Below are 12,760 nucleotides of genomic sequence, written 5' to 3'. Positions count from 1 at the left end.
TTTCTTTGTCTAATTAACATCATATTAAAATATAGTAGATATAATAAAGGATATTTAATAAGGAAAAATAATGAGTGATAGGCTACATGAAATAATTGGTCAAATAGGAATATTTCATAATGAATTTATTAAAAATGATAAGATTAAAGATGTTGATATTGTATTAGATGAACTAGCAAATGAAGAAGAGGATTTGTTAAATCATTATTGTAAACTTCTATTACAATATTATTTTCAAGAAAATGATATAGAAAATGTAAAAAAATTGCTTTTAGCAGGTTATAAATTTGATGTAATGATGGATGATGTGAAAGCTGCATTTTGTAATATAAAATCTGGAAAAGAAAATGTTATTGAGTTTTTAGATGAAAGTATTGTATTTTTAAAAGATACTAATTTTGAAAAGCCCTTAGAACAGATGTATAAATACTATAATTCAAATGAAGAGAATAAAGTAAATTTAGAACATGCTATTTCTATTATTCAAAAGAATAGATATGTTTGTGCATATGCTTATAAAAATCAAAATAAGAAGTATGCAAAACTATTTTTAAATGAAGGTTTACTTGACAGTCTAAAAAGAGATTTGCCTTATTTATTGAAATAATACTTATATAAGCAATGTTGCTATTAAAGCTAGGTATAGTCCAATAACTATTACTAATAAAGCTGAAAAACTTAACATAACACACCTTTTGATTTAAAAGGTATATTATATTTTTAATAAGTAAAATTATTGTGACTTTTTACTCTAATTTTATAATGAATGGATAAATTTTGAAGATTATACATTTTAGTGATACTCATTTAGGTTTTAATGATTTAGATATTTTAAATAGTGATGGTATAAATCAGCGTGAAGTTGATTTTTATAAAGCATTTGATGATATAGTTCAAAGTATTATTAAGATTAAACCTGATTATATTATTCATACAGGAGATTTATTTCATAGAAGTAGTCCAAGTAATAGGGCAATTGCATTTGCCCTAGATAAATTTGCGTATTTAAATAGTTTGAATATACCTATTATTTTAATTGCAGGAAATCATTCTACTCCAAGAACTGTAACATCAAAACCAATTCTTTCAATATTTGATAATTTTAGTAATATTTACTGTGCTTACTCATCTAAATATGAAACTTTTGAATTTGATAATATTGTATTTCATACTATTCCTCATTTAAATGAGGAAAGTGGTATTTATAATGAACTTGATAAGTTAGAATCTTCTATTAACAATTATAAAAAAAATATTATGATGTTACATTGTAGTGTTGGAGCTTCATATTTAATGAGTGAGTTTGGAGAGTTTGTTTACCCTAAAGATAAAGAGTATATTTTTGAGAAAATGGATTATGTAGCCCTTGGACATTGGCATGGATTTTCAAAAGTTGGAAAATATGAGAATGTATTTTATAGTGGAAGTAGTGAAAGGACTTCTTTAAATGATAAAAGAAACAACAAGGGATATATTTTAGTAAATCTAAATAATAGTTTAGAAGTTAATTTTAAACATATTTCAATTAGGCCTTTTTATAGTTTTGAAATTGATGGAAATAATTTTGAAAAAGAATTAAGTTCAATTGATAAATCAAATCTTAATGGAGCAATTATACAAGTTGTTATTAATAATTTGACAGCTTTAAAATCAATAGATATATCAAATCATCAAATTAAAGAGTATTTTACAAATTGTTTACAAGTTGTTGTCAAAAGAGAGTTTATAAAAGAAGAAGATTTCAAAGTTGATGATATACAAGCAATATCTTTAAAAGAGTATTTTACAGAGTTTTTAGAAGAGTATTGTGCAAAAGATGAATATGAAAGATTGAAATTTAAATCAGATGAACTTTTTGCTAAGTATGAGGAAAGTTATGATGATATTAACTAAACTTAGTTTGAAAAACTTCAAGAAATATAAAAATTTTGAAATAGACTTTTATGATGGCCTTACTGGAATAATTGGAAAAAATGGAAGTGGAAAATCAACTGTTTTTGAAGCAATATTATTTGCATTGTATGGGGAGCTTAAATCAAAAGGTTCAAAAGAACTTGTTAAAAATGTAAGAGCAAATAGTAAAGATGAATTAATTGTTTTACTTGAATTTGAGTTTGATAATCTTGATTATAAGGTAGTAAGAGAGTTTAGAGGAAAAAATTTAAATGCAATTGCAAAACTTTATAAAAATAATGAATTAATTGTAAATGGTGCAAAAGATGTAACTAGGTATATTATTAATATGACTAAAATGACAAAAGATGCGTTTTTAAATACACTATTTGCTTCACAAAAAGAGTTAACAAGTCTTAGTAGTTTAGATAATGAACATCGTAAAAAGATGATAAGAAAGCTTTTAGGATTAGAAAAAATTGATCAAATTGAGAAATTTTTAAAAGAAAGCATTTCAGATTTAAACAAAGAGATAAAGAGTTTTTCTTCTTTTTTATTAAATATTGAGCAAGTAGATGAATATGAAACACATATTAAAAGTTATCAAGAGTCATTAAAAATACTAAAAGAGAAAATCAACTTAAGAGAAGAACAAAAACAAAAACTTATAGATGAAGAGAAATCAATTAAAGAACAGCTAATTCGTTTTGAGAAGATAAAAGAACAAAAAAATGATTATCAAAATAAAATTAAACTTTATGAATCAAAATTAGAATCAACAATAAAAAATATAAATGAACTGCAAACTCAAAAAACTCAATTAGAAGCAAAAAAAGAAGAGTATAAAATAAAAAAAATTGTGAAAAATGAGTATGAAAAAATAGTAAATAACTTAAAACAACAAGATGATTTAAAAGAAAAATATTTAAAAAAAATCGGACTTATAAAAGAAAGAGATGAGTTAAGACTTGCATATAAAAAACAAAAAGATGAGATTAAGTTTTTAGAAGAAGAAATAGTAAATGTTAATTCTGTGCAATTAGAACAAAAAGAGCTAAAAGATAAAATAAAGTTGTATCAAAAACAGCTACAAGATAAAAAGATTGATGAACGAGAGCTTAGGGATAAAATAGCAGGAGAACAAAATCTAATTAAAGATACTAAATCAAAGATTCAAACTATTCAAAGTTTAGGTAAAAACTCTAAGTGTCCTACTTGTACTAGAGAACTATTAGATGATTATGATAAGGTTTTAAATTCATTGTATGAGCTAATAGAAAAAACTTATGAAAAAAATATTTATATTTATGAATCTAAATTAGAAGAATTAAATAAAAGAATTGAAATAAAACAAGATGAGTATGATAAAACTGTATTAAAAGAGAAAGATATTCATTCAAAATTAAATATTTTAAACGAAAGAAAAAAAGATTTATTAAAAAGTAAATCATATTTAAATGATATAGAAACAAGAGGAAAAGGAAATAACGAAGCTATTGAAAAACTTCAAGAGTATGTATATGATAAAAAACTACATGAAGATATGATTGAAAAGTTTCAAAATTTAAAAGTTGAATATGAATATTTAATAAGTTTAGAAGCACAATTGCAAGGTGAAAATAAATTACTCATCTCTTTAAAAGAAGCAGTAAAAGAAAAAGAATCTTTAGTTTTAAAAATAAGTCAATTGAAAAATGATGAAAAAGAGATATTATATGATGAGAATACTCATATTTTGTTGAAAAAAAATTTAGATGAAACTCTTAGAAAAAAAGATGATTTAACAGAATTACTTTATAATAAAAAACTTCAAGAATCAAAAATTAATGGTGAGATAAATAGTATAAATAACAGATTAAAAGAGAATGAAGAGCAAAAAATAAAACTTCAGGTTAAGATTGAAGATTTAAATGATTATACAAAATTAAAACTATCAATGGCTGAGTTTAAAACAAATATTAATTCAAAAATTGCTCCAAAAATATCTCAGATTGCATCAATTATGTATTCTAAAATTACAAAAGGAAAATATCAATTTATAGAAGTTTCAAATGATTTTGATTTTTATATTTATGATGATGGTAAAAAATACCCAATTGAAAGATTTAGTGGTGGAGAGGTTGATTTAGCAAATTTAGTTTTAAGAATTGCTATTTCAAAAACTTTAATGGAATTAAATGGAAGCTCTCAAATTGGATTTTTAGCATTTGATGAAGTTTTTGGAAGTCAAGATGAAACTAGAAGACTAGAAATACTTGAGGCCTTTCATACAATAAAAGAACAATATAGACAGATATTTTTAATCAGTCATGAAACAGAAATTAAAGAGATGTTTGAAAGATTAATTGAAGTATAGAAGTAGATAATCTACTTCTATAAAAGAAAAAGTATTAGAAACTTTCCCAATCATCATTTGATGTATTATCTGAAAAATTATTATCACTTTTTATTCTCTTTTTTACTTTAGAGTTTTTTTTATTTTGAAAGTTATGATTTGTTCTGTTTTCTTCTTTTTCTATTGTGATACTATTTTTTCCATCAAAATCTTTTGCATCTGCATGTTCGATAATCATATTTGATATTTCAAGGGTTTTTTTAGCAATAACATCAGCTTGTGAAGCATTTTGTGCATTCTCTTGTGTTATTTTATCTAAGTTATTTACTACATCATTTATTTGAATCATACCTGTTGATTGTTCTTTACTAGCAATTGTAACATTGTCTATTAAGTCTAAAGTTTTATTAATATTTTCATTTAATTCTTCATACCCTGTAATCATATTATCAGCAACTTTTTTACCTTCAGTTGTTTTTTGTTGTGCTTGTTCAACTAAATCTTTAATTTGTTTTGCTGCTTCTGCACTTCTATTTGCAAGATTTCTTACTTCTTGAGCAACAACTGCAAAGCCTTTTCCAGCTTCACCTGCTGTTGAAGCTTCAACAGCTGCATTTAATGAAAGGATATTTGTTTGAAATGAGATTTGATCAATTACTGTAATTGCTTCTGTAATTGCATTAGTTTGATTATTTATATCTTCCATAGAGTTAGCTGTGCTATTTGCTAACTCTCTTCCTGATGATACAGAGTATTTAACTTTTTCACCATAACTAGCCATTTGAACAGTTGTTTCTGTATTATTTTTGATATTTGATGTTATCTCTTCTAAGCTTGCAGCTGTTTCTTCAAGTGATGTTGCTTGACTATTTGCAGCATTTGCAATTTGATCCATGTTTAAAGTTAGTGTATTTGCACTTTGATTAAGAACTAAGCCTGTTTTTTTATTTTCCACTAATGTTTCTGTAATCACATCTCTTAAAATATTTACATCATCCTCAAGTTCTTTTATTATACCCTCAAGGTTATTATCTTCAAGTTTTGGTTTAAAATCTAATTTTGAATAAGAATTAAGAACTGTCATAATATTTTCAAAGTTAGAATTTAACGTTTCAAGCATTTGATTTATAATATCTTTTAATTCACTTAAAGCAGGATTATTTGAATCTTCAGAAATTCTTGTATCCAAATGACCTTTATTAATCTTATTTGCAACTTCAATAGTATTTGCAATTAATCTTTTATCAGCTTGGATATTTGCTTTTGTTTTATTAATGTTTTCATTAATAAGTTTAGACATCATTCCTAACTCATCTTTTGAATCAACAATCTCTAAATTAATATCATCTTTTTCAAAGTTAATAAAGGCAAAAAAGTCTGTCAAACCTTTTCTTACTAAATCAACATCTATTAATATTGTAAATGCAATAGTTCTTGCTAAAATTAGAGTTAACATAACACCTATGGCACTTAATATTCCAAAAAGAATCATCTCAAATCTAGCATCATTCATCTCTTTATCAATTGTTTCAATTAAATGTTCAGCTAAAAAATTTTCTACTTTTTTTAATAAATTTATTTTATCAGTGATTGTATCAAACCAATATGCTGCATCTACTCCAAAATTTGAATCTTTTTGACTATAAAGTGCAATATCTCTCATTTTGTTTACTTCTTCAATAGCTTTTCCTCTTACAGTTTGTGTGTAAAAATTTTTTGCTAAGGTGTCAGAAACTTTTAAAAATGAATCCATGTAAGAGTTTTGTGCTGCAATAAGATTATAAAACTTTGCTTTCATTTTAGGTCCAAAATTGTCCCTTGCAAAAGTATTTGTACCAACAGCTCTTTCAATTCCTGCTCTTTCTTTTGAAAGTAAAAAGTTCATGTATGCAATCAAATCTTGTGAAACTTTGGCATTACTTGAAAGTTTTGTAATACTACTAATAGTATTTAAAAGCATTGCATTTGTATTTGTATAATAGCCTATTGCATCAGAAGTTTTTATTTGTAAATTTGTAACTTCTGATCTAATCTTTGATAATCTTGTAAGATTTTGTAAACTATTTTCAAGATTACTTCTAAATTCTTGCGAGTAGTTATTTTTGTTAAAATTTGATAAAAAAGTTTTTATCTCTTCTAATCTATTATTTGTTAAGTTTCGTTGGCTTGGAAGCTTATTTTCAAACTTTGTTCCTTTACTCCCTAAATAACCAGCTGTCATACCTCTTTCTTTTTGAGTTTCATGTACTAACGCACCAATTTTTGTAGATAAAATAATGACTTTATCTAGTTGTTTTAAATTGTCATTATATTTATATGAGTCATAACCTAATTTTGCTGCTAGTAGAATAACTACGCATAAAGGTATTGACATTATTAATATAAGCTTTTGCTTTATCGACATTTTAGAAAGCATTGTAACCCCTTTTTTGACACTTATTTTTTTCTCTCATTTTACTTCTTTATTTATTATTAATTAGATTATATAAATATTGCTTAATAGCTTTTTAAAGTATTTGTTTATTATTTTATAAAATATGTTATAATACTAATTAAAAAGGTTTCATTATCTCAACATTTAATTCTCTTAATATTTCTAAAGAACTTTTAGAAAATCTTAACTCTTTAGAGTTTAAAAATATGACTAAAATTCAAGAAAAAACTCTTCCTTTATTACTTAATAATAGTGATGTAATAGCACAAGCAAAAACAGGTAGTGGAAAAACCATATCTTTTAGTATTCCTCTTGTTGAAAAGTTAGAAGTAAAAAAGTTTACAATTCAATCAATGGTGATTTGCCCAACAAGAGAACTAGCAAATCAAGTTGCACAAGAGATTAAAAAACTTTGTAGGCATATTCATAATGTAAAAGTTTTAACTTTATGTGGAGGAGTTCCTTTTAAGCCACAAGCAGCTTCATTAAAGCATAAAGCACATATTGTAGTTGGAACTCCTGGAAGATTATTAAAACATATTAGTGAAAATAATATAGAGTTAGAAAATATTAAGACATTAGTTTTAGATGAAGCTGACAAAATGCTTGATATGGGATTTTATGAAGATGTGATTTCAATAGTTAATGAATTGCCAAAAGATAATAGACAGACTTCATTATTTTCTGCAACTTTTGAAGAAAATATAAAAGTTTTAGCAAAAGATATTTTAAATAATCCAGTATTTATACAAGATGAAGATATACACTCTAATCAAAAAATTACTCAAGCTTTTTATAAGATTACTCAAGCTTCAAAAACTTCACTTATTCCTTCTTTAATTTCATCAAATAAAGCAAGTTCTGTTTTGATTTTTTGTAATAGAAAAGTAACTTGTGAAGAGTTAGCAGATGAAATATTTGAATTGGGATTTGATTGTGTTGTTTTAAATAGTGATTTGGATCAAAAGCAAAGAGATGAAACTGTTGTACTTTTTTCAAATAAATCTTATCCTATTATGATTGCAACAGATGTTGCTTCAAGGGGGTTGAATATTGATGATATTGATTTAGTTATAAATTATGATGTAGCAAAAGATGAAAAAGTTCATACTCATAGAATTGGAAGAACTGCAAGAGCACAAGCAAAGGGTAAAGCTATTACTTTATATACTAATGAATATGAAATTGAAGAAATAAAAGAGCTTTATAATGATATTGAATTTAGTTCAATACAAAATTTAGAAGATGATTTATCTTATAATTTAATACCTGAATATAGAACTTTATATATTAATGGTGGTAAAAAAAATAAATTAAGAGCTGGAGATATTGTTGGTGCATTGATTCATCAAGTAGGTTTAAAAAGTGAGGATATTGGTAATATTGATATTTTTACATTTCATTCTTATGTTGCAATAAAAAAAGAGTATGAATTAAAAGTTTTAAAAGAATTGAATAACAATAAAATCAAAGGTAAAAAATATCAAGTCTATAAAAGGTAATTACTTTTTATAGCTTGATTTTTTTAAATCTTCATACTCTTCTTTGCTTATTTCACCTTTTATATATCTTTGTTTTAGTTTTTCTAAATTTTTTTGTTTATTTTTTCTTTTTTTTGAAAAAATAATAATAAATATCACTAAGAAAATAAAAAACAAAGCTAAATAATAACTTGAATGCATAAAACCGTGTGCATACATTAATAATCCTTTTTTTAATTATATACTAACTATCTAAAAATCTTGTGTATTTGATATATTAACAAAAAACTTTAAACTAAAGAATAAAATATTAATTATGCAACTTAGTTGCACTTAAGAAAAAAGTTATATAATTCAAAAAAACTATTATAAATATAAAGAAGATTATTATGAATATAAAAACATCAAATATAGCAAATTTACCTAGTAAACATGGAAAATTTAGAATAAAAGCTTATAAACAAGAAAATCAAGAACATCTTGTAATTATGTCAGAAGATTTTGAACAAATAGAGTCTCCTTATGTAAGAATACATTCAGAATGCTTGACAGGGGATACCTTAGGTAGTTTAAAATGTGATTGTCAAAATCAACTTGAGTTAGCATTGAAATTTATAGGTGAAAAAGGTGGACTAATTATTTACCATAGGCAAGAAGGTAGAAATATTGGTTTATTAAATAAAGTAAATGCTTATGCTTTGCAAGATAAAGGTAGGGATACTGTTCAAGCAAATTTAGAACTTGGATTTAAAGAAGATGAAAGAGATTATAGTGTTGTTGATTTTATTTTTAAAGATTTAAATATTAAATCAATAAAATTAATAACAAATAATCCTAAGAAAATAGAGTATGTTGAATCTTTAGGTGTAAAAATTAGCCAAAGAATACCAGCAATAACAGAATCAAATATATACAATGAAAATTATTTAAATACAAAGAAGGAGTATTTTGGGCATTTTTTATGATTATATTGTAATCAACTTGTAACATTATTTTGGCAAAATCTGCCAATATTAATGTCAAGGAAAAAAATGAAAAATCTTTCTGTTAAATTAAAGCTATCAATATCAACAATAATAGCAGTGTTTGGCCTTGTTGCTATTACTATGTTGATGTTTTTAGCAATTTCAAATGTAAGTAATATTAATAAAGCTTCCCAAGATATAGAAATTCTTCAATCAAAAATGCTAAAACTAAGAATTAATGAGAAAAATTTTTTAAATAGTTTAAATATAAATTTTGCAACAGAATTATTAAAAGATTATAAGGAATTAGTTACTCATTCAAACAATCTTAATAGTTTGCTTGTATCAAATTCAATTAGTACAAAGCAAATTGATAAATTTTTAGAATCATTACAAAAGTATAAAACTATTTTTGAAAAAGTAGTAAGTAAACAAAAAGAGATAGGTTTAAACCATAAAGATGGATTATATGGAAGTTTAAGGCATACAGTTCATAAAGTTCAAAAAATTGGTGATGAGGTGGGTTACCAAACCATGAATGTTAAACTTCTTGAATTACGACGACATGAAAAAGATTTTATGCTAAGAAAAGATAAATCTTATGTAGATAAATTTAATTTAACAATTAGAAAATTAAGATTTGTTGTAAGAAGTAATAAAACACATATTAATAAAGAACAAAAAAAACAAATATATTCAAGCTTAAAAAAATATAGAGAAGATTTTTTAGCATTGGTTCAAGCTGAAGAGATTAAGGGACTTTCAAATAATGAAGGACTTTTAAAAGATATGAAAGATATTGTTTTAAAAAGTGAAGCAATACTTAAAACAGCTGTAAATGAAGTTTTAACTCAATCCAAAGAAAAGGTTAATAAACTTAAAACTTTTGCTTTTATTTTAGCTTCTGTGATGATAATACTTTGTCTTTTTTCTTCTTATTATATTGCTAATCAAGTTGTTTTTAATATTAGCAAATTTCATAAAGGATTAGTTGGATTTTTCAATTTTTTAAATAATCATCAGAATAAAAGCGTTGAACTTATAAAAATTAATTCAAAAGATGAATTTGGAAGTATGGCTAAGATTATTAATGAAAATATTGAAAATACAAAAGAGAATATAAAAAAAGAATCAGAATTAATTGCAGATACTACAAGTGTTGCAAATATGATAAAACAAGGACATTTAAGTAAGAAAATATCTGTTAGTTCAAATAATGAAACATTAAATGAATTAAAAGATGTGATTAATCAAATGTTAGAAAATATGAGACAAAATATTTTAACTATAATGAATGTTCTTGGAAGTTATAGAGATTATGATTATACTAAGTTTGTAGATTCTTCTAAAATGCAAGGAAGTATGGAAAAATTAGCACAAGATGTAAACAGTGTAGGGCATACAATAACTCAAATGTTAAAAGATAGTAGAAAAACTGGAGTTTATTTGGAAAATGATTCTAATTCTTTAACACAATATGTAAAAACATTATCACAAATTTCAACTCAACAAGCTGCAAGTTTAGAAGAAACAGCTGCTGCAATAGAAGAAGTTACTACAAATATCGAAAATACAACAAGACAATCAATTAAAATGTCAAAAATCTCAAATGAAACTAAACAAGCAGCTTTAAGTGGTAAAAGCATGGCATCAAAAACAGTTGAATCCATGGAAGATATAAATGAAACAGTAACTAATATAAATGAAGCCATAAGTGTAATAGATCAAATATCATTTCAAACAAATATACTTTCATTAAATGCAGCAGTAGAAGCTGCAACTGCTGGTGAAGCTGGAAAAGGCTTTGCAGTTGTTGCTCAAGAAGTACGAAACCTAGCTAGTAGAAGTGCACAAGCTGCTAAAGAGATTAAAGAATTAGTTCAAAATGCAACTTTAAAAACAAGTGATGGTAAAACTATTAGTAATGAAATGATTAAAGGTTTTGAAAAACTTGAATTAAAAATATCTGAAACAACAAAATTAGTTGAAAATGTTTCAAAAACATCAAAAGAACAGAGTGAAGTTATGGTTCAAATTAATTCAACAATGTCAGAATTAGATGTAAATACACAAAAAAATGCAAAAACAGCAGAAAATACAAATATTATTGCACAAAAAACAAATAAATTAGCAATCAAAGCATTAAAAGCAACAGATGATAAACTTTTTGAAGGAAAAGATGAAATAGTAGCAAAAAACATTTACTAGACTTAAAAAATGATTAATTTTATTAAATAATGTAAATATTTTATAAAAATTAATTTTCAATTAATAATAATTATCCTATAATTAAAATTATTTTAATATAAGGGGAATGAGATGAAGTTAATTAAGACTTTAAGTATTTTTGCATTAAGTGCAAGTGTTATGTTTGCAAGTAGTTCTTTAGTAACGAAAGCACAAAATAGTGGTATAAAACCAATACCTCAAAGTCAATTAGAATTATTAAAACTAATTGATGATAAAAATGATCCAATTACTGATGAAAAAGTAGAGTTGGGTAAAAAATTGTATTTTGATCCAAGAATTTCGAAAAGTGGAATTATTTCATGTAATACATGTCATAACATAGGTCTAGGTGGTGCAGATGGTGTTGCTGCTGCAGTTGGTCATAAATGGACTGCAAATCCTCATCACTTAAACTCTCCAACAGTTTATAACTCAGTATTTTTTGATGCACAATTTTGGGATGGAAGAAGTGCACATTTAGCTGATCAAGCTCAAGGTCCAGTTCAAGCAGGTCCTGAAATGGCTTCTCCAAAAGGTTTAGTTGAAAAAAGAATTAATTCAATTCCTGAATACGTAGAAGAGTTTAAAAAAGCATATGGAGATAATGTAAAAATTGATTTTGATAGAATTACATCAACTATTGCAATTTTTGAAAAAGTATTAGTAACTCCTTCAAAATTTGATGATTTTATGAATGGAAAATCAGATGCTTTAAGTAAAGCTGAGAAAAAAGGTTTAAATACATTTATTGATAAAGGTTGTGCTTCTTGTCACAATGGAATTGCTTTAGGTGGAACAATGCAACCATTTGAAACTGTAGCTAAGTATTCATTTGCAAAAGCTGGAGATTTTAAAGGTGATAAAAATGGAATGGCAAAAACTCCTACTTTAAGAAATATTACTGAAACAGCTCCATATTTTCATAATGGACAAGTTTGGTCTTTAAGTAAAGCAGTTAAAGAAATGGGATCTACTCAATTAGGAATTAAAATCTCTGATAGTGAAGCAAAAGAGATTGTAACTTTCTTAAAAGCATTAAAAGGTAGAAAACCTGCAATTAGTTATCCACAATTACCTGAATCAACTCTTGATACTCCAAGACCTGATTTTAACTAAAAATATTATATCTCTTTAGGTTTTAACCTAAAGAGAACTTTACAATAAATATTAACTACCTACTAATTATCTAAAATTTTGTTACTTTTTTTATAAATTTAGAAATTTACAATTTTAATGTCATTTTTTTACTAAATAGTGCAACTTTTGGTACTCTATGCGTGTAAAAATTACACAAAATGTGTAAAAAATGATTTGTAATTAAGAAAAAAGTTATCATAAACATGTTAAATTTTTATAGGATTGATATAATATGCAATAAGCGTTGTATCTTGTATTTAGTGAATTTTATTGTTTACTTTAAAAT

Annotated in this window: 9 protein-coding genes; 7 read left to right on the top strand and 2 right to left on the bottom strand. The window is 24.8% G+C overall.

Annotated elements, in window-relative coordinates; translation table 11 throughout:
• The first annotated feature begins 70 nt into the window (after positions 1-70).
• The 3 genes from AMRN_RS10075 to AMRN_RS10065 all read left to right on the top strand — a co-directional run bounded on the left by AMRN_RS10075 (position 71) and on the right by AMRN_RS10065 (position 4,249).
• On the top strand, positions 71-607 hold the full coding sequence (locus AMRN_RS10075) for a hypothetical protein (RefSeq protein WP_099311367.1): 537 nt from the start codon (positions 71-73) through the stop codon (positions 605-607).
• A 170-nt stretch (positions 608-777) separates the two neighbouring features.
• Positions 778-1,893: a metallophosphoesterase family protein gene (locus tag AMRN_RS10070; RefSeq protein ID WP_099311366.1), complete on the top strand. Its 1,116-nt coding sequence runs from the start codon at positions 778-780 to the stop codon at positions 1,891-1,893.
• Positions 1,877-4,249: an AAA family ATPase gene (locus AMRN_RS10065; RefSeq protein WP_228150832.1), complete on the top strand. Its 2,373-nt coding sequence runs from the start codon at positions 1,877-1,879 to the stop codon at positions 4,247-4,249. Before AMRN_RS10070 ends, AMRN_RS10065 begins: the two co-directional genes overlap by 17 nt.
• Positions 4,250-4,283: 34 nt before the next feature.
• Here the strand turns inward: AMRN_RS10065 and AMRN_RS10060 are convergent, their stop codons facing one another.
• A complete protein-coding gene (locus AMRN_RS10060) occupies positions 4,284-6,644 on the bottom strand; it encodes a methyl-accepting chemotaxis protein (RefSeq protein WP_099311365.1) in 2,361 nt (786 codons plus the stop codon).
• Between the two features lie 149 nt (positions 6,645-6,793).
• Between AMRN_RS10060 and dbpA the strand changes: the two genes are divergently transcribed.
• Entirely contained in the window at positions 6,794-8,164 is a 1,371-nt protein-coding gene (gene dbpA / locus AMRN_RS10055; RefSeq protein ID WP_322862115.1) for an ATP-dependent RNA helicase DbpA, read from the top strand.
• On the opposite strand, the gene AMRN_RS10050 is transcribed toward dbpA, so the two are convergent.
• A complete protein-coding gene (locus AMRN_RS10050) occupies positions 8,165-8,362 on the bottom strand; it encodes an SHOCT domain-containing protein (RefSeq protein WP_099311363.1) in 198 nt (65 codons plus the stop codon).
• Between the two features lie 170 nt (positions 8,363-8,532).
• Here AMRN_RS10050 and ribA point away from each other — a divergent pair, with 170 nt between their 5' ends.
• The 3 genes from ribA to AMRN_RS10035 all read left to right on the top strand — a co-directional run bounded on the left by ribA (position 8,533) and on the right by AMRN_RS10035 (position 12,453).
• Positions 8,533-9,108, top strand: a complete 576-nt coding sequence (ribA, locus tag AMRN_RS10045) for a GTP cyclohydrolase II (protein ID WP_099311362.1) — start codon at positions 8,533-8,535, stop codon at positions 9,106-9,108.
• A gap of 66 nt (positions 9,109-9,174) precedes the next feature.
• Positions 9,175-11,316, top strand: coding sequence for a methyl-accepting chemotaxis protein (locus tag AMRN_RS10040; protein ID WP_165772845.1), 2,142 nt, complete (start codon positions 9,175-9,177; stop codon positions 11,314-11,316).
• Between the two features lie 111 nt (positions 11,317-11,427).
• Entirely contained in the window at positions 11,428-12,453 is a 1,026-nt protein-coding gene (locus tag AMRN_RS10035) for a cytochrome-c peroxidase (protein WP_099311360.1), read from the top strand.
• The last annotated feature ends 307 nt before the right edge of the window (positions 12,454-12,760 follow it).

The organism is Malaciobacter marinus (assembly GCF_003544855.1).
GTDB lineage: Bacteria > Campylobacterota > Campylobacteria > Campylobacterales > Arcobacteraceae > Malaciobacter > Malaciobacter marinus.
This window is presented reverse-complemented; position numbering and strand designations above follow the sequence as displayed.